Origin of the sequence: Legionella qingyii, assembly GCF_003990155.1 — a bacterium.
GTDB lineage: Bacteria > Pseudomonadota > Gammaproteobacteria > Legionellales > Legionellaceae > Legionella > Legionella qingyii.
The window spans coordinates 85,168-103,442 of the sequence record NZ_RZGX01000007.1 but is presented as its reverse complement, the minus strand read 5'-3'; the positions used below and the strand labels follow the sequence as shown (position 1 = coordinate 103,442).

Below are 18,275 nucleotides of genomic sequence, written 5' to 3'. Positions count from 1 at the left end.
GAAATTGATAATAAATCTCGAGCATGTCAAATAGGTCCTTACATATCTATTAGTCCTCGTCATATTTAGCTTCATATTTAGGGATTGACATTCCTTGGCCTAATAGTTGGTACTTCGCCGCCAATGATGTAAAATAACCCCCATAAGATATTGTTGGGTAAATAGCCGATTGTTTTGCTATCGCTATGCCTCCCTTGACTTTCCCCACCCCGGTCTTTATTTTCTCAGTTATGGGCTCCGTTTTCTCAACTAAGGAAGATGCTTTGCCAATGAGTGGCTCTATTTCTGATTTAAATGCGCTACCCATGTCAACAAACGCGTCCGCTGCCGCTGTAAATCCTTGTTTGGCAGAACTCCATGTGGCTATCCCCGCCGCGTATAGAGGCGAACTTTTTGCTGCCTTCATAGCTGCATCTGCCATAACTTGAGCCATTGCGACAGCTTTTAAGGGGCCTGCAGGTTCTCCACCTGTAGCACCTAATTCCATCATAGGGCCACCCGATATATTGCCCAATATATTGACGTCAGCACTTGCTAAATTTATTGTCGCGTTAGTAGCCAACGTGATCGCCGCTTCTGATACAAGATCAATAGTAGGGGCGGTGATGGTAATTCCCTCTTCAGTGATGGTAATTGAAGAGGCTCCCACGGTAAGTGAAATAGATACCTCTGCTTCCTGCATAATATCGGGTGCTGTTTTCAAACTTGTCGAGGTATCTTGTTCATATCGCCAACCACCGCCTAATTTTACTTGAAAACCCGATGTAGAGTCGATTATTGCACCAGTTCTTGAAACAAAATCGAGTCCAAGCACGGAAACGGAACGAGCGCCATAGCAAGAGTAATAGTCAGCGCCATAAATGGTGTTCGACGAGGTGCCCGAAACACTCATCATATGATCTCCCCCAACACTCACCGCGTGATGATTAGCTATATCAGTAACCGAGTTTTTTCCAATACTCTGATATATGTTATTGTCTGTTCTGAGACAATAGCCGGCATCTAATTGTGAGTTAAATACATTATCAGTACCGAGTACCATCGTCGTATTATTGTTCGTTGTGGAAAATTGTATTCCTTTTGTCTTACCATCCTGTTCGTTTATGATGAATACATTGTTTTCTTTTGTGTACAGCCCCATATAATTTTGGCTATTAGAGGTAATGATGTTTCGATGAGTGGAGTTGCTCACTGCCCCAAGTATAATCGGCAAGTCTGGATTACCAAATTGAAAACCGATTACCACCTCATCGCCTTTACGAAGCGGCATATCAAATGCGTATTGATCGCCAATGTATGACTCCATTTTCCGCACCCAGGCAGAGCCTTTTCCTGGACTGTCATCACTCATTGCAAAGCGAAATTTATACATTCCTTTGCTATTAATTTGTACCGTATCATCATTTCCTTCATGATCAATAAACGCAGGAAATAAGCCATGAATACGGGGGATACTCTCCTGTAGGGCAGTCCTGTAAGCAATCGATTTATCAATGGCTCGATATTCGCATTTGAAATAATCCTCGGGAGAATGCTCTTCTCCTGAATGAAGGGATAAAAATGAACCTTTTTGTGAGCCTCTGTAGGTACTTTCAATAATCAACATTGGAATATTTAATGAGGCAATTTTGAAATTTTGGTGATGAATTATAGTACCTGGAATGATGAGCGAACCTGAAGAAATGCCTGTTAGAATTTCTTTTGTACATTTATAACTTTCACTAATAAAATTCGCGATTTGCTGGTTTTCTTTATTACTTTTAATGTTTTCTGTCCAAAACGATACTTCACCAGAACCTTGTGGATCGATTATCGCTTTCGAGGTATAGGGTTTGGATGATTGTGCATGATTGTATGATTTTACAGTGACTTTCTGTGGAAGAGCCTTGGTGGTAAGTTGAAAATTATAAACTAGATTTGCAGTGGGGTTCTTTTCACTGGCCAAGGTGTAGGACTGATAATAAATTTCGTTAATATCCTGGTTGTTTTTTAGCGTTGAGTTGCTGTCTGTAATCACCAGTATTTCGCCACTTTTATCTTGACTAAAATAATAAAATAGACCCTCACGCTCCATCCAGCGTGAAATAAAATTCCAGTCCGCTTCATTATACTGAAAAATAAACGCTTTGGGCTGGTGCTCCATCATCAAATCTAATTCAACTTGTGTAATTCCATTTTTATCTAATATCTTTTTAATAATCTGGGGAATCGATTTCTTAAGAAAAATTTCATTTTGTTTTGTATGTTGCAAGCGATTAACTTTGGGCATTAGGCTAATTTTGTACCTATAGTACTCATCGATCCCATCAAGCTGTGTAAAGGATACAACCTCTCCATGCAGAGGAGTCGTTCCACTTATTTTTTTAGGGAAGATTAATTGTGCTTTTTGATTGATTACTTGTTTTGCCAGAATTAAGCTTTTGCTCACAAATTCTATATTAAACTGATATAACTCAGAAATAGCCTGTTTGCCTTCGAATTCTAAAACAATGATTTCGGACGTGTTAGCTCCTGGAATTTCTAGTTGAGGCATCACTATTTGGGTTTTCATTAACACTCCTGTGCCTTGAAATGGTTAGGACTTCTAATGATGATGACAATATCGAAGTACTCTTGCGCCTGTCAAGCGGCATACTTTTGTTAATCCAGCTGATTCATTAATATCACTTTTTTTAATTTTACAACATTGACAATAAATTTTTCATCCATCATATTGTCATCAACTTGTTAAAGTTGATGTGCCGCATCAGGATTACTCTTCAAAGATGAAGATACTTAAAGATAAACCACACACTCTCATTACGTTCAACCACCGCCACAAGGGTAAACCGCAGTTAGCAGTTACGATTATGGCCATGTTTTCCTTTTCAAGAAGTGGTGAATTTCTGAGTTATGCAGATTTTTGGAAGGTTGCCAAAAAATCATTTAACTCCAGCCAGGGCGAATTTATCGATTTATACATGCCCAAAAAAAAAGCGGAGTTTTTTGTTAAAGGGTCTTGTTATGCCTATGACGACGATACCAGCACAAGTTTTGTGAAGGTAACGCTCGATGGCATGCAAAAGCAATTAACTGTTTTTGGCGATAGGCAATGGGTAGAAGTAGATTCAAACTACCATTTATCCAAACCAGCTTGCTTTCGCAGTATACCGATTAGCTTAACGAACGCTTACGGTGGTAAGGGACATGATATCAATCCTGATGGTAAAGGATTTATAACAACCAGTTCCTTCAAAGAAATAAAAGTGCCAAATGTTGAAGTACCGACACAACTGATAAAACAACCATCTGATACCCCTCAGCCGGCCTTATTGCTACCGCACTCACCTACGTGCAAGTACCAACTGGATAAATTTGGAACGTTTAACGAGGATTGGTTGTTAAACGAACGTCCTTATTATCCTACTGACATTGATTGGCTTTATTTTAATCTTGCAGAAGCAGATCAGCAAAATGAGCATTACTTTAATGGTGATGAAGCATTTACTTGTACCAATATGCATGCTGAACAATCAATAATTAACGGTCAGCTGCCTGGTTTGCGTGTACGTTGTTTTTATAAACGCATTGACAGTCCGGAGAGTTTGAGCGAATTAAATCTAAATTTGGATACAATCTGGTTATTGCCTGATGAAGAAAAAGGAGTCCTCATTTGGCATGGTATGCTTGATACTCAGGATATAGCCGCCAATGATATCGATTTTATCTACAGCGTTAGTGAATCTTTAAATGAACCGAAAAAGGATATCGATTATTACGTTAAACTCCGCAATAAACCCAAAGAAATGGCTATGCAAGCCAAGCCCAGAGAATCAAGAACCAAGGCTCGATCAGCTCCTCCGATTGGACTCGGTTTGGATTTAGATAAGGAGTTCCAAGACATTGCTAAAATTTTTCATCCGGACAAGAGCCTGGAAGAAATTGAAGCAGCAAAGATTTTTAAAGGAAAAACCCCACAGGAAATACTACAGGAAGTAGCACAGTTTTATAAAAATCAAAATCAACCAGTACCCGTATTTGATAAATTTACTTTTGCAAACGCTCAAAAGAACATAAACCCACAGCATATAAATCATTTAGACTATCTTAAAAAACAAATCATCAACAATGAGCTGCCGGAAGCGAAACAATCAGAAATATTAAAGAAGCTTGAACCATTTAAACAACAATTTACACGGCTAGATAAAGTCAGTGCTTTTACTCAATTTCGCACTGGGAGAGCTGGAAAATCAGCTTATTCCCGAGAAGATATTATTCGAGCGTTTCAAGAGGGAAAAGAATTTTCCAGTGAAAATTTGGCGGGTATCGATTTATCCGACTTGGATTTATCAGGTATCAATTTATCAGGCTGTAATTTAAGCGAATGCAATTTCACCCGCACCCGATTGGTCAAAGCGAATTTATCAACAACAACCCTGATTAATACCAATTTATCCGAAGCAATATTGGCTGATGCCGATTTATCGCAGGCTTTAATAAAAAATGCTGCTTTAAATCGGACTGATTTTAAAGAATGCGATATGCATAAAACACAGCTTGAAGGGTGTTCAGGGACGGAATGCAATTTTTCTGCAGCTTTTTTAAATTACGCCAAACTTAAAAATTGCCAGCTTGATGGAAGCGTATTTATCAGTCTAAAAGCCAATTTTCTTGATATTTCAGACAGTAGCTTTGATTCGTGTAATTTTTCTGAAGCAAGGCTGCAATTTGCCAATATTAATAGATGCGTTTGGATAAATCCCAATTTTGTTCAAGCCGATTTATCTCATGCACACTTTGATGACACAAAATTATCCAATGTGAGCGGGAACAATGTCCTTGCCCCTAAACTCTCACTAACTAAATGTACTATCGATAATCTAATGATGGAAGATAGCAATTTGGAGCATTTGAACTGTAAAGGAACAATTATTTCTAAGTGTCGCTTTTCCAACTGCTCATTGCCTGGTTTAAACCTGATGAATGCTCAATTAACTCGCGGCGATTTTATAAAATGTGTGATAACGAATTTGCGGGGTAATGATCATACTCACATATCAACTACCAATTTCGAGCAGTGTAATCTGAGCAAAGGGGCAATATTGGGCGGCGGTTATGAACAAATTTCTATTCGCGATTGTGATATCAACTCATCACAGTTTATTAATGGCACTGTAAAAAAATCAAATTTCAGCAAATGTAATGCTAAAAAGTTCAGGTTTGTTAATTGTAAAGTGGACTCCTGCCTCTTTCAGGACATCAATTTTTTTCAAGGCATTTTTCACAGTTCAACTTTTGCAAATACTGAATTCAATCATTGTAATTTATACAGCATACCATTTACCGATTGTCAGAAAAATGATGTGAAAATACTGGATTGCTTGGTGAGAAATATTTCGTTAAAACAAGAAGAGTCCTTATGAACGCCGAAGAGTTAGCAACTAAACTATCCAAAAGAGAGCTAATTAAAAACGTGTCGCTGGACTCCATAACCATTGAACATATTGAATCACACCGTGCTATATTTTTGGATGTTGTATTTAAAAATGTGGTGTTTAAAAATGTCCGGTTCGTTGCATCCGTCTTTGAAAAATGCCGGTTTGAACGGGTTACCTTTGAATCATGCACAATGCAGTTATGTACGATAATTTCCTCTACAATAAGTCAACTAAAAAGCCACAAGTCCAGCTGGATTGCTACGGATCTCCACTCCAATGAGGGCTCTATTGAAATTCGTGCCACCGAATCAGATTTTTCTAACAGCAAATTTCGTGGCCAGGATCTTAAAAATTGTGAGTTCATAAACTGTAATCTGACAAAAATCAATCTTTCAAAATGCGATTTATCCAAGGGTAAATTTATTGATAGTACTATGGAAAAAATAACTGCAAAAAATGCAAAATTTTTTTCAGTCCTCTTTGAACAGGTTAACTTGACTGCGGCAAATTTTGAAGCAAGCGAATTTAATCAAATTCAATTTGACCGTTGCAATCTCCATAGAAGTTTATTTATTGAGGCGAAAATTCAAGAAACAGATTTTTCAATCGCATCTGAAACAAAACACATCAATTTATTTAAAACGACTATAAAACAAACTACGTTTAAAGGAATGAACTTGTCCGCAGTATGTCTTCAGGAGGCTCAATTAGAGGGTGTTGATTTTTCTCAATGTCAATTAAACCCAAGTAATTTTAATCAGTCCAGGATAATAAATTGTCTCTTTGATTCTGCTAACTTAACGCAATCATTATTTGAAGAGTCGGAAATCAGTGATAGCTCATTTATACAAGCTGAACTCAGTTACGCTCGATTTAATAACAGTTTATTAACGACTTGCAATTTCGCTAAGGCAAATTTAAATTTAACCTCGTTGCATCATATTACCGAAGTTCGAGTCAATTGGGAGCATGCAGCTCTTGATACCGTACTGAAAACAAATCCTGAATTATTGGAAGCAGAACAATGGTCATAAAATTAAGGAATTCACCATGCTTGAATCTGATGTCGCCAGTATAAGTACCAACGGCGAGTTGCTGAAGGGAAAGATTAAATTCTTTTCAGATGATACCTACCATATCCTTCTCCAAGGACAATTGGTTAGTGCTCAGCCAGCTTTTTCCTGTTTAATAACCCCTTTAGTTGATGACGAAGTATTACTATTTAAAGACGCAAGTAATTATTATATTTTAGCGATTATTCAACGTTATCAATCAACTGCTTTATCGATTAAATTGGGAGATAATTTAAGTCTGGTTGGCGAGAATAACAATTTAAAACTTAATGCACCTACGATTAGCCTGACGGCAGATGACACTATTAATTTAAGTGCATCATCACAAAATATTGATTGTGATACGGGAAAGTTTTCGATAATACATGCTCACTTTCGAGGGGAAGAGTTAAAATTTTCCTATCAATCACTCAAGATGATTTGTCAGTATATACAAACAATTAGTGACACAATTAATACCCAGGCATTACGTGTTTATCACTGGGTAAATGAACTGGAACATCAATTCCTCGGTCGATTACGAACCATAGTAAAACACAATTACCGAATTGATTGTGATGAAATGGAAATTCATGCTGAAGGTGATACTAAAATTGCTGCAAAACAAATTCAATTAGGGTGAACAAATGACAATGGCGTGTATGATGGGGGGCGAAGTGCTCACTCCCGGTCCAATTGATATATGCAAAATGCCTCCTCGAGGTGTTCCTAATCCTTTTATGAATATTGGTACTTGGCTTATGAGTGTGGATTTCGTCCCAGTCGTATTAATCAATTCATCGCCAAGCTGTAATACAGGAACCATTATTCCCGAATCAAATGGGGATCAGGCTGGAACTATGGGCGGAGTGATTTCAGGGACGTTTATGCTTATAGTCACGCCCTTAACCGGTGCTTTTAATGTACTTATAGATGGTTTACCTGCAAATAACTTGGGTATGACTCTTACTTTTTCAAATGATACAAACACAACGGGGCTCTATTCCATACCTTCACAAACAGATGTGATTGCGCTTTGATGTAGAATGATTAGGTGATGCATAGCTCATGTCGCTTAAATGAAATGTAGTGAGACCCGGGAGCACTGTGCATCGTCCCTACATCACGCGGCTACCCTCGGGATGTAGGATAGGGAACAAGGCAATTAAAAACGCAGATTTAACTGTTTTTAATTGTGAATAGCTGTGGGGCTATGCTATTAAGATTGTTGTCGCTGGGTTTAAAGAATTGTTGTCCAGAAGATGTCGCTTGCTTATTTAAAACCTCTAAAAACTCATTCATTAGCGTTAATTGATTTTTAAAATCTTCTTCCAACTGAGGATTTGCTACACGCTTTTCTTCAAATATCTTAATTGAGAGTTTTAGCGCCTCTGCTGGCTCAAGCGGACCATTTTTATCTTGATAGGCACTCAATTCAGAAGAAATTTCACTTTGCAGGGCAATAAAAGGTAAGTGATTCTCTATGGCGGTATAAAGGTAGAGGGTAAATAATTGTTCTAATTGTTCTTTGAGTTCAGGTTGATCTTGGGCAAACTGGTTGAGAAATGCATTTTTTAGTGTCATAAAGCCCGTTAATATTTGTCCCATAGAATGTTGTTTGGAGATTAATGGCCGATGACCAAATTGTTTTAGATTTTGAGCAACGTAAGGATAATAATCGGCACTTTGACCGCCACGAAATTGCATTACTCCGTCACTATAAAGCCATGTAGTCAATTGCTCTTGGTCTAAAGACGTGGTATCGACAACCTTTTTTATGAATGCTCGCATTTCATTTTCATAAATGCTGAACGTAGAGAATTTTGTCATGAATAATCCTTATTCATCAAATTGAAAAAACGAAGACTATATAAAATACCAATAGTGGTAAAGAATTATTTTCAGGACTTCTAAATTTCAAGTAGACATTGGGAGTTATTTAGAAGTCCTAATTTTATAAAAAGCAGGATACTTTATATGCTGTTTAGATTGAGTTGGATTCATAATTAATTACTTTCAATCGCTTTTAAAATCCAAAAATCATGAACAAAACGATTAATAAAAGGGATTGGCAGCCGAAACATGGCTGCTTGAATACAATATCCTTGCATAAAGCGCTCCCAAGTAAACTGGCCTATACTCCCATTTTAGTATAGGCGCTACGCTACATTTTAGTATCGTCAGTTGCTAGTTAACGTAAAATGGATGGTTTAGTTAAATCAACGGATACAGAAGAGGGATCTTGTATGGTATTTGTTTTAAAAAAACCATGTTTTTTTAATGATATTCCGACTTCAATATCAACGTTCGGTTCAGATTCAGAGCTGTTATCGATTACTGCATCGTGCTCAAAAGTTAGGTTGCAATCTGTTTCTTCGTCAATTCCGGAGAAGCTGTCTATTTCTGAAATAGTATCAATTTCTGAATCGTTGTCAGTTCCTGAACTTACATCCATTTCCGGATCTATTTTTTTATGGCTTATTTTATTGTGTAATTGCTCATTTAAGTAGTTAGCAATTTCAGTTTGACCACTGGCAAGGGCCTTCCTATACGCTAATTTTAGTGATTCTTTTTGCGGTGAGTTGACAGAAAGTTCACATAAATATCGAACAATTTCTGGTTGTTTAGATTTAACTGCTGATTTTAACGCTTCTTCGATAGCACGCTGATTGAGTGAATTCATTTCATGACTACACAAATAGGCAACGATGCTCTGTTTGCCCCCTTTAACCGCGAGTAGCAACGCATCTCTTATAGCTGCTTTAGTCGGCGGATTCAATGATGAACGACATAGAGTAATCAATGTTTCCAGTTGATTGCATTTAACCGTCCAATTTAATGCTTGATTCACCGCATTATGGGTCGGTTTGATCTTGGTTGTCATGGAACAAAAAAACTCGACAAGCGCTGACTTTCCATTTTTTGCTGAGGTTATCAGTCCATGGTTTACCAAATTTTGATTTGAGGAATATGTAGGAGAATTATATAAGAAGGTAACAATTTCCATATGATCGTTTATGATGGCCTGGTCAACTGCATCTTCAAACCCTGCTCGCACTAATTTTCCAGGTAGCTCATTAAGGCATTGAACTACGGGTAAATGACCTGCCTGACACGCTTTTAAAAAAGCTTTCTGGATGACATGGGGCCGAGGTGCATTTATTGATAAATTACAAAGCCGTTGTATTGCCTCTACATGTATACTACTTGCTGCTTGATTCATTGCTTTTTCAATAGCAGCGAGAGAGGGGGCATATTGCTCTGAATCCGCCATAAACAGAGCAATATCCCAAAATCCCAATTCGATTGCCGAATGAAACAACTTATTGATTGTTGATTGGTTTGGCATATTGTCGGCAGAATTATAAAAATATTTAACAACATTTAGCTTGTCATTATTAATGGCCTGATTAAGAATTTTACTAATTTCTGTAGTAGAGGGCTCATAATCGTAAATGCTTAAGAGGCACTTTATAAGGTTTAACTGACCTTGCTCTGCTGCTAAAAGTATGATTTGTTCGAGTTCGTCCTCATTCAATTGCACTACATCGATTTGACACAGATGAGATACAACGTTCCATTGGTTTGCTTTTGCTGCTGTAATTATCGCTTTGTTAAAATCCTCCGGGGCAATTTGCTTTTCCAAAAGAGCGATTAAACCAAGATTGCCATATTTTGCTGCCTTAAGAACAATTGTTTTCCCTTCGTATTCTTTTTCTGCCCAGTTAAGTCGTTGTACTGGGGGGCTTTCCAGCTTTTCAATGATTTGTTTTCTGATTAATTCATTATCAATGGCCGCGAGAATTTCAATAAGAACACGCTCGAATTCACTTACCCCATTTTCTGGTATTATTGGAGGTAAAGAGAGCGCATCAATAAAGGCATCCAAATCAAACTGGGTCCTATGATAAAGAAAAGCAGTTTCAGCGATTTTTGCTTGCAATGCATACTTATGATTGAGATTGTATTTTGCTTGTGGTTTGATGAGCGTAAATACGTTAAGTTTGCGAGTTGCTTCAAGCCAAACATCTTCAATAATCTGATAATTGCGAGCGCTAAATGTAAGGTCGGCAGTTTGTTCTACTATGCAATCAGCGACACGCTGTTTTATTTGTACACTTTGTTGGGAAAGTATGGCCTCGCAATCCGGGTATCTTCTTAGCTGACGCAATAATTTTTCATCTTCAAATAGAAGGGGATGTTGCACAAGATTATCGATAATTGCTTGGAATACGAGTTGGGTTACAGGACCTTTTTTCTTTGAAAGTAGCGAGAATAATGCCGTTAATTGGAAAATAAGTTCAGGGTCAGAAGTATGCTTTTGGGTGATTTGATGAATAAACTCAGTAACATTTTTTTCGTTGATGTATTCAGAGAGTTTTGGTTTATAGGGTAATAGATAAAATACAGCTCCTTCATTATTGGATAAAAGCTCTTGTGCATTTCGATCGTCAATTAAATGAGCTAAATTTTCCAAGATTGTGGGGGAGGACTCGCGGGCAATAACATTAATAAGACTGGGTAGTTTCTTTGAGAGCGTTTCGGATTCATTCAGACTGTGGCGTAAGGCATCTAGCCATTTTGAATTGCTATGCTCTTCACAAGTAATTACTGCTGCGATTAGGAATTTTTGTCCAAACAGTTCGTATAAGGCTGAAAAATTCGTTGCAGTTGAGGAAAATTGTAAAGGCCATTCCTTTCTAGGAATATTCTGAAGTTGTTGCTCACTCAAGACTCCATCGAGTGCATAGTTCTGGAATCCTCGTTCATCACTACCCGTTTTTTGAGCCTCTTCCAAAAGTAACTTGGCTTGAGGAAAATGATTGAGCAAAGCATATAAGTAAAAAACTTCATTGTCTTCGGAATGTAGCGTAAATAAATTGTATTTCAAGAAATCATGAAGTAAATAGGTTTTTAGAATTTGTTCAGGGCTTACATTGAGCTGTAATAACCAGAGTATTAATGCGGCAAATTGCTCTGTATCACCAATCCAATCTCTGCATAATCCAATGATTCCCAAAGGATTCTTTTGATTGGATAACTTGTTGCTTAAGTGGTCTAAATAGTGTTCAACTCGTTTGGTTGCGTCATTATATTTCTGTTGACGCAACTCAGATTCAACGCGTTTTTGAATTTCTGGGAGATCTTTGAATAATGCTTCATTTTGTTGATAAAAAGCAAGCGTATTGTCCTTGTTATCCTGCAATAAAGCCTCAAATAACTCATTCAATTTAGCACTTGGAAATGGGTTTTCTTCATTAGATTTGGACAGCAGATATTTTAGCGTAATTAAGTATAACGAGTCTTGCGAAGCCTCATCAAATCTTTCTCTGCAAAATTGAAGATAATCCATGAATAAGATGTGTTGTTCTAACTTACTGGTCTCATCGCGTGGATCATGGCCTTGTAACTTGGCAAGACGGACATTACTCAGAAGCATACGGTTTGTCTGATTTGCTTGAAGTTGTTCCAATTCGAGAAGATCTCGAGACAGGATTTGATTGGATAGATGAAAAATTTTTTCATCGCTTTGAAGCCAGTTAAATAGCTTAGTGATCATCTTTTGGCTCGAAAGGATAACGTAAATATAAGATCTACTACAAACGATCTTGAGTCAAGATATTATTTATACTTTTGGCTCTCAATTTGATCTCAATGGCATTTGAATATCAGTGTTGAGAAAAAAACATTAATGGCTTAAAAATAAGGCAAATGGGGCAATATTGCGCTGTTAAACAAAGCGATTGGATTGAGTATATTTTTCTTGGCTGGATTTTTGATAGAAAGAAATTTTTACTTAAGTATCATGCCAAATAATTGAATTAAAAATAAGAAAAATGGAATAAGTCTGATTAATGGGCTCATAATCAGACTTATATGCAGACTAATACGAGGAGGGTAACCACAATCCTTGTGGTAATAGCGTCTTCCATGATGCTATAAATTCCTTTTAAGACATCCACTGTCATTCCTCGTTTAATTAAGCATAACAAAATGTTTTAAATTATCATCGCCTTTTTATCTCATATTCGTGTAAGAAATTTCTCAAACTGAGATAAACCCGCAAAAGAACAGAATGTGCTGATCGTCAAAATGTAAGTCTTAAGCTTTTTTCCATTTCGCTCAATTCAAATTGCTCCATGGAAAATTAATTACCCAGGTTGTACGGTAAAAAGGGTAGAACTAATATTTTCTTAATGAGAAAGGTGTATAATCCGGCATCAGTTCACCAACAATTTGATAAAAGTGCGCGACAAATTATTTTATACGCTCGAAGAAGAACAATCTATTACTCGTATTCAAAGTACAATCCGGGGAAGACTACATCGAAAAAAATTAGGTATTTATCATGCGCGAGATGTGGGTATGACTTATGAATCCACATGGTTGGTAGGCAATGATCCTAAAATCGAAGGCTTAGAGCCCTATGTAACTCCAACAGGAAAAATTGCTTTAGTAGGAACTTCTGGCTTACGTTCGCTTGGTTTAATCTGCGAGCTTGCTAATCAAGAGAATATACCTAAGCTTATTATTGTTGATAATAGTCTCAAAGTTATTCGTTTTTGGAGGCTACTGAGGGACTTGGCAGAACGCGTCGCCCCCCCAAATTTTCAAGTGTCTTTTGAGTCTTTTTTGCAAGAACATTCCTCTTTATTTAGAACCATTTCTGAAATAATTGACCCCAATATTAAGTATGAAAATCAAGATCCAGTAAGTTATATGAATAGCTTGATAGCTCAGTATGGTTTGGATTATGTCTTGTCTGTAATCAAAAACATGGTAATAATTGGTCAATCATGGGCAGAATCAAGTTTATTTATAGCCCTAAATAATATCTTAAAATTACATGGAATTGAAAAAACCTATACCTATCCTTCAAATATTGAAGCTTGCGTAGATGCCACTACAAGAGCTCAAGTTGCGACTAGCATAAAACTATTTAAACCTTGTTTATCCATTGCTTCGAATAATCAAGGTGGGATGCCAACCAAGGTTTTTCTTAAAATACCTGAGACACTAGAACAATCTCAGTTATCTCAAATTTCATTCGCTGCGATTCAAGAAATTATTGATGAAGAGCCTTACCGTGATTTGATAGCATCTAGTGCTAATTTGACGGTTAATATTCAGGAACTACTTAAGAAGCTTTTTTCTGCTATTCCTGGGCACGATAACAAATTATCCATGATATCAAATATAATATTGAGAAATATGAACGCAGCATTCTCAAACATTAAGGGAATAATTCATCCTGATAAACAAAAGCAAATGGTTTGCTTGTTTTTAGGAGGCGTTATTTTTGCCATGGCCTGTGACAACTTAAAATACGGTTATCGTTGTAACGATGAATTTAAAAAATATATTGTACACCTTGTTTCATCTGTGCGAGAAGAACCAGTATCTAATTTACATTGTATTCTTGGCGACAAATTGTTCTTTGGCGAAGACCCTTCTTTTTTACAAGAAGTTGGTAATAAAGTCCTCTCAAATTTGTCTGGGGCGTTTCTTTGGAATCTCTTTACTCAGACTTTAAATATGGGCTTTGGTACACCAAGAGCTTTTTTGCCTAAGCTTGATGCGACTAATCTAGCGTTGTTACTTAATTTTTGTGAACAACATTCGGATAATTTAGAGCGCGTTGATTTTGAAGTCAAACCTTTGGGTACAGAATTAGGATGCCGCATATAGTACGGTGATAGCTAAGATCATCCTGATAGTAAAACCTACTGACTAATCTGATGTATAAATTAGTTGAAGATGAATAGAAAGCAGGCCTAAACAATTAGGCCGCAATTATATTATAAAATCGTAATAGGTTGGATTGGTGTAGTAAAAATCAAAGATTTTTGCCCGGAAAAATGGATTCAAATTTTTTTTCAACTTACTTTTTGAAATCCTGCGTTGGGGGGGGGATGAATTTGATAAATTATTATTTAAAAGGCGAAAAGAATTATATTAAATGTATTTAAAATCAGTTGGTTATTTCTTATTTTTTCCTTCTTTCTTTCAAAAATTGTCCGGCACAAAGGATTTTTTAGGTGAAATTTCTCTTTGTTAATCAATCCTTAAGCTTCTTTGTTTTACACTGGAGAAAAGTCAAGAGGAGACTAGCATGTCAAACAAGAAACTATCTGAACGTTTAAATCAAGAGCTTGATGAGCTTGGTGTTCCTGCCCTAATGACCGAGCGAGTCCACGTATGCTCTAAACTGTTCCAATTACCTAAATTTAAAATTGAGGCACTATTACATGGTGTCGTTGCTGTGGATTCTAACTCCATGCAAAAAATTGCCAATGAGCTTGAGGTAAGTATGGATTGGTTGTTTGGTGAGGCTAAAGGAGAAACAACGCACTAGTCATATTTTAGAGTAGCCTGGAGACATGCAAAACCCAGGTTGCTCACTAGAGCTCTATTGATTAAGGTTTGAACAAGAGCGACTCATTATGCAATACCCCTACATTGGCAACACCTTGCTCAGATAACCAACGGTTTACTTTTTTATAGTCGGTGTAAACAGGTAAATCGGTACGCATTGCAGCTTCATGTATTTCTTTTATTACTTCATTAGATAGAAAATACTCAGGATAATATTTTTGGAGATGATTTTTCAGTTTTTTTCCTTTGTCGGATAACCAAAATCCACCATCAAGGGATGCTGAAATACAAATTTTTTGAATGTCTCCAAAACGTGAAAAACTAATAAGCTTATGCATAGAGTGCTTTCGTATGTAATGAGCAGTATTTTTGCCAAAAAATTGAGTTTTGCTATAGCGCTCCTTAACAAGCGCATTAGGTTTTATTAGCCAACTCCATGAATGTCGATTGTTTTTCTTTTCTAATATCCCGCCAAAAAAAAACCAGGTTCCTGAATACCCTGAGTTTCTGCCAGTGGATTGGTACCATGGAGTGTTATTAATTACCGTGATCAGGCGATAATGATCTTTTTTCCATAAGTTTACTGCGATCATATTGTTTCGCGAGTGTCGGTTTTTTTTTGTGCTGTTCTCTACAGATTTCATTGAAAATGAACTAGGTGAGTCATGAATATAACAATAAGCCAGACAGCATGTAGATTTCAATCGCTACCACCCAATCTACACTCAAATCTGGCTTTTCCCCAAGATTCTTCACTTGCGACTAAGAGACAAAACACGCATGGGCGAGGGGGTAATGACACACCCTAGGATAATCGATGATAAATATTAACCCCATGGTTGAATACGTCAGTAACATTAGCGACGCTGGGAATAGTTGAGTTACCTGAAAAAAAGGCGAGTCCTGCTTGTATACCGCGAGCAAAATTGGCACCTGCGGCTAAATTATTTAATGCATTAGGAGCAATTGCCTCGAATGCATGAATTGCGACATCGGGAAGATATTCTATTGCTGCGGCTTCTGGGTTATTGACGTATTGAAACATAACAAGTGTGGCCACCAGTGCATTGTAACCACGATATATTGTGCTCCAATTTAAAAGATTGTGCATAGTTACTGGTTTTGAGGTTGTTTGAAGTTGTTTTTCATAAGCCATTTTTAGTACTCCTTGTTTTTGTAAAAACCAAAAATCATACTTTCGCTCACCGTATTATAAGGTAAATTATAAATTTTAAAATGAACTAAATTTTTTGATTGATCTCTCTTTGATTCTTTTTTACTCATGACATTGAAGTAGAAAAAAAACAAGTTAAAATAATAAGTTACTTATGGAAAACCTTAATTCAAATATTTGAAGAGTTTTCATTAGTTACAATCAACTCACGATTAAATTCTAATTTGATCCAATCTATTTTATCTTTTAAAAGGATTTTAAAAATGCCACAAGGAACAACTTATTCTACTGTATTAGAGCGTCTTCAGGCGCGGGCGCCACAGTCCTCATCTGCCCATAGAAACGCACAACGTGGTAACGCTGGACTGGCTGTGACTCAACTCTCAGTACAAGCCGGCATGCAAATTGTTAACGCAACCAGCCCTATTCCTTTAATCCCTATATCTTTTGCCCAGGTACTCAATTCCGGTTATGCTCTATGTCGCGAGGATACCCATCTTAATGAAAAAGTAATTCAAGGGCTTCAAGCGATTTTTTCTGCCGTTATCTTGGGTTTAGCGATAACTTTGGTGTTTGATGATGAGCAGATAGTTGGACAAGTCATGTACTTATTTCAACTTCTCTATAGTTCTCTACTTCTGGTTTCATGGGGGGGGAGTGAAGTTTCAAAAGAGCCCACCCCAACGTCTACAGCTAACGCAGTTGCTCCTCGTATGCTTAAAAGCATAATTAAGAATCCCATTGAAGATGATGAAGAAATGGGCAAACAAAGTGAGCATGAAGATGATGCAGAAAACGATGAGGAGATGCAGTTAAGTAACAGAAAAAATACTTCTTCGCGATAACAGGAAAAAATGTATGCTTGGAGGCAAACGCAAACTGTTTCCTATCTGAATAGTCCCAAGAAAATACTGGGCCTATTTTAAGGCGAGGGAGTATGTGATTTAGCGTCGCCAAGCGGCATGTCATTAAGTGTTTTTTCGAATACGTCGTAATTATTGGAGTTTGACTCGGTATTAAGTATGGGAAAAAGAAGGTGTTGAAAAAAAACGGCTCTTTTTTCAATTTCTTCGGCATAGATTTCTGCTACAAGTTCGGGCTCATTTTTAAAAGCGCCACAACCCCAGGCGCCAAGGACTGCATGTGATTGTCCTGCAAGAATTAATGTATCGAGTTGGGCCGCAATTCGTCGGCGTAGATCTTCCCTGTGTTCTTTTAATACCTGAGGGTCTGTTGATTGGGACTCAGCAAAGTGCTCGGGAGCCGCTGACCTTAATTCATAAAAAGGAAAAATACTGTCCGCCGGAAGAAGTGCATAACTCAAATCTGGACTTACAACGTGTCCAGATGCCCCAAAGTCCTCCATCGTCGAAGGCAGCATTATTTCCGGGCCTCTAAAACATATTCTAGGTTCTGTGTCATGGAGGGTTTTATAGATTTCCTCAGGATAAATTATGGGGCAACGTTCCTTTAGAATGTCACGCTCTTTGGCGGTCATTTTTTTTCTGGCTTCTACTAACGCGGTTCCCTCCTCAGTATATACAAACAGGTTAGTCTCCTTATCCAATGTGACTATTTTATCCACTAACGAAAGTATGCATGTACTTCGATGCCATATATTTTCTTCTAGAGCGCTGCCACCTTCTAATGCTGCCCCCCCGGGATAGCGTTTATTTGATGGATTTAATAAGGTATAAGTTACGGCATTGTCCTTAGTTGCTTTTAAAGTTGCATCACCCCAATCTTGATATTTGACTTCAACTCTCGGGACAAATGCAGAGGTTGTTGCAGAGTTTAATTCTTTCCAACGCTTCATATTACTTATGGCAGTTTTCTGTAAGTATTGATATTCATCGGCATTGGTTACCTTAACTATTGTTTTATAGATACTATCATGACGCCAAAGATCCCCAGATAAGCTTCCTTTGAGAAAGCTGGGTCTATGTGATTCGTGAACTGTATAAATGGAAGAATATACTTCATTTGAAGGCATGCGACCTCTGAAAAATCTTATCCTACCGAGCATAATTTAAATCCTCAATGTAACTAGCAGCCGCTTGAATTCGATTTACATCGGCCTATTACTTTAAATGTCCTTTAGTCAAAAGCACAATAATGGCAATTAAAATAATCAATTAGAGCATATATTTATCATAGTGTATCTAGGTTGGAATTCAAGAATGCCCATAGCTATTCAGCGTATTTCATTAAACGATATGAAAATTTGTTTAGTTTTTGGGACGGTTATTTAATTGG

Annotated in this window: 13 protein-coding genes; 7 read left to right on the top strand and 6 right to left on the bottom strand. The window is 37.3% G+C overall.

The genetic code is table 11. From position 1 onward, the window contains the following. Positions 1-49: 49 nt before the first annotated feature. Positions 50-2,551 carry a type VI secretion system Vgr family protein gene (locus ELY20_RS06780; RefSeq protein ID WP_110141829.1) on the bottom strand — a complete coding sequence of 834 codons (2,502 nt, stop codon included), beginning with the start codon at positions 2,549-2,551 and terminating at the stop codon, positions 50-52. A gap of 214 nt (positions 2,552-2,765) precedes the next feature. Here ELY20_RS06780 and ELY20_RS06775 point away from each other — a divergent pair, with 214 nt between their 5' ends. Genes ELY20_RS06775 through ELY20_RS06760 form a run of 4 tightly spaced genes read left to right on the top strand, consistent with a single transcriptional unit; the run spans position 2,766 to position 7,509 of the window. Then, positions 2,766-5,402, top strand: a complete 2,637-nt coding sequence (locus ELY20_RS06775; protein ID WP_110141830.1) for a DUF2169 family type VI secretion system accessory protein — start codon at positions 2,766-2,768, stop codon at positions 5,400-5,402. Continuing rightward, on the top strand, positions 5,399-6,451 hold the full coding sequence (locus tag ELY20_RS06770) for a pentapeptide repeat-containing protein (RefSeq protein ID WP_110141831.1): 1,053 nt from the start codon (positions 5,399-5,401) through the stop codon (positions 6,449-6,451). Before ELY20_RS06775 ends, ELY20_RS06770 begins: the two co-directional genes overlap by 4 nt. A gap of 16 nt (positions 6,452-6,467) precedes the next feature. Beyond that, the gene (locus tag ELY20_RS06765) at positions 6,468-7,112 is read left to right on the top strand and encodes a DUF3540 domain-containing protein (protein WP_110141832.1); all 645 of its coding nucleotides are present in this window, start codon (positions 6,468-6,470) and stop codon (positions 7,110-7,112) included. 4 nt (positions 7,113-7,116) lie between these two features. Continuing rightward, positions 7,117-7,509 carry a PAAR-like domain-containing protein gene (locus ELY20_RS06760; RefSeq protein WP_110141833.1) on the top strand — a complete coding sequence of 131 codons (393 nt, stop codon included), beginning with the start codon at positions 7,117-7,119 and terminating at the stop codon, positions 7,507-7,509. A 139-nt stretch (positions 7,510-7,648) separates the two neighbouring features. Here the strand turns inward: ELY20_RS06760 and ELY20_RS06755 are convergent, their stop codons facing one another. Together ELY20_RS06755 and ELY20_RS06750 are read right to left on the bottom strand one after the other, a co-directional pair. Continuing rightward, a complete protein-coding gene (locus tag ELY20_RS06755; RefSeq protein ID WP_110141834.1) occupies positions 7,649-8,299 on the bottom strand; it encodes a hypothetical protein in 651 nt (216 codons plus the stop codon). A gap of 361 nt (positions 8,300-8,660) precedes the next feature. Further along, positions 8,661-12,029, bottom strand: a complete 3,369-nt coding sequence (locus ELY20_RS06750; RefSeq protein ID WP_110141835.1) for an ankyrin repeat domain-containing protein — start codon at positions 12,027-12,029, stop codon at positions 8,661-8,663. A gap of 686 nt (positions 12,030-12,715) precedes the next feature. On the opposite strand from ELY20_RS06750, the gene ELY20_RS06745 reads away from it, so the two are divergent. Together ELY20_RS06745 and ELY20_RS06740 are read left to right on the top strand one after the other, a co-directional pair. After that, the gene (locus ELY20_RS06745) at positions 12,716-14,158 is read left to right on the top strand and encodes a hypothetical protein (RefSeq protein ID WP_126955502.1); all 1,443 of its coding nucleotides are present in this window, start codon (positions 12,716-12,718) and stop codon (positions 14,156-14,158) included. A 424-nt stretch (positions 14,159-14,582) separates the two neighbouring features. Continuing rightward, positions 14,583-14,825 (top strand): hypothetical protein, encoded by a 243-nt coding sequence (locus ELY20_RS06740; protein ID WP_110141837.1) that lies wholly within the window; start codon positions 14,583-14,585, stop codon positions 14,823-14,825. Positions 14,826-14,886: 61 nt separating this feature from the next. Here ELY20_RS06740 and ELY20_RS06735 read toward each other — a convergent pair whose 3' ends face one another. Beyond that, positions 14,887-15,438, bottom strand: a complete 552-nt coding sequence (locus ELY20_RS06735; RefSeq protein ID WP_110141838.1) for a hypothetical protein — start codon at positions 15,436-15,438, stop codon at positions 14,887-14,889. 212 nt (positions 15,439-15,650) lie between these two features. Beyond that, complete coding sequence (locus tag ELY20_RS06730; protein WP_110141839.1) at positions 15,651-16,001, bottom strand: hypothetical protein; 351 nt, start codon at positions 15,999-16,001, stop codon at positions 15,651-15,653. A gap of 281 nt (positions 16,002-16,282) precedes the next feature. Here ELY20_RS06730 and ELY20_RS06725 point away from each other — a divergent pair, with 281 nt between their 5' ends. Further along, the gene (locus tag ELY20_RS06725; protein WP_110141840.1) at positions 16,283-16,864 is read left to right on the top strand and encodes a hypothetical protein; all 582 of its coding nucleotides are present in this window, start codon (positions 16,283-16,285) and stop codon (positions 16,862-16,864) included. Positions 16,865-16,941: 77 nt separating this feature from the next. On the opposite strand, the gene ELY20_RS06720 is transcribed toward ELY20_RS06725, so the two are convergent. Further along, positions 16,942-18,012, bottom strand: coding sequence for a poly(ADP-ribose) glycohydrolase domain-containing protein (locus ELY20_RS06720; protein WP_233590514.1), 1,071 nt, complete (start codon positions 18,010-18,012; stop codon positions 16,942-16,944). Positions 18,013-18,275: the final 263 nt, after the last annotated feature.

What these genes read in the sequence shown, in the direction of transcription:
- ELY20_RS06780 (WP_110141829.1), bottom strand. Translation starts at nt 2,551, where the DNA reads ATGAAAACCCAAATAGTGATGCCTCAACTAGAAATTCCAGGAGCTAAC.
- ELY20_RS06775 (WP_110141830.1), top strand. Translation starts at nt 2,766, where the DNA reads ATGAAGATACTTAAAGATAAACCACACACTCTCATTACGTTCAACCAC.
- ELY20_RS06770 (WP_110141831.1), top strand. Translation starts at nt 5,399, where the DNA reads ATGAACGCCGAAGAGTTAGCAACTAAACTATCCAAAAGAGAGCTAATT.
- ELY20_RS06765 (WP_110141832.1), top strand. Translation starts at nt 6,468, where the DNA reads ATGCTTGAATCTGATGTCGCCAGTATAAGTACCAACGGCGAGTTGCTG.
- ELY20_RS06760 (WP_110141833.1), top strand. Translation starts at nt 7,117, where the DNA reads ATGACAATGGCGTGTATGATGGGGGGCGAAGTGCTCACTCCCGGTCCA.
- ELY20_RS06755 (WP_110141834.1), bottom strand. Translation starts at nt 8,299, where the DNA reads ATGACAAAATTCTCTACGTTCAGCATTTATGAAAATGAAATGCGAGCA.
- ELY20_RS06750 (WP_110141835.1), bottom strand. Translation starts at nt 12,029, where the DNA reads ATGATCACTAAGCTATTTAACTGGCTTCAAAGCGATGAAAAAATTTTT.
- ELY20_RS06740 (WP_110141837.1), top strand. Translation starts at nt 14,583, where the DNA reads ATGTCAAACAAGAAACTATCTGAACGTTTAAATCAAGAGCTTGATGAG.
- ELY20_RS06735 (WP_110141838.1), bottom strand. Translation starts at nt 15,438, where the DNA reads ATGATCGCAGTAAACTTATGGAAAAAAGATCATTATCGCCTGATCACG.
- ELY20_RS06730 (WP_110141839.1), bottom strand. Translation starts at nt 16,001, where the DNA reads ATGGCTTATGAAAAACAACTTCAAACAACCTCAAAACCAGTAACTATG.
- ELY20_RS06725 (WP_110141840.1), top strand. Translation starts at nt 16,283, where the DNA reads ATGCCACAAGGAACAACTTATTCTACTGTATTAGAGCGTCTTCAGGCG.
- ELY20_RS06720 (WP_233590514.1), bottom strand. Translation starts at nt 18,012, where the DNA reads ATGCCTTCAAATGAAGTATATTCTTCCATTTATACAGTTCACGAATCA.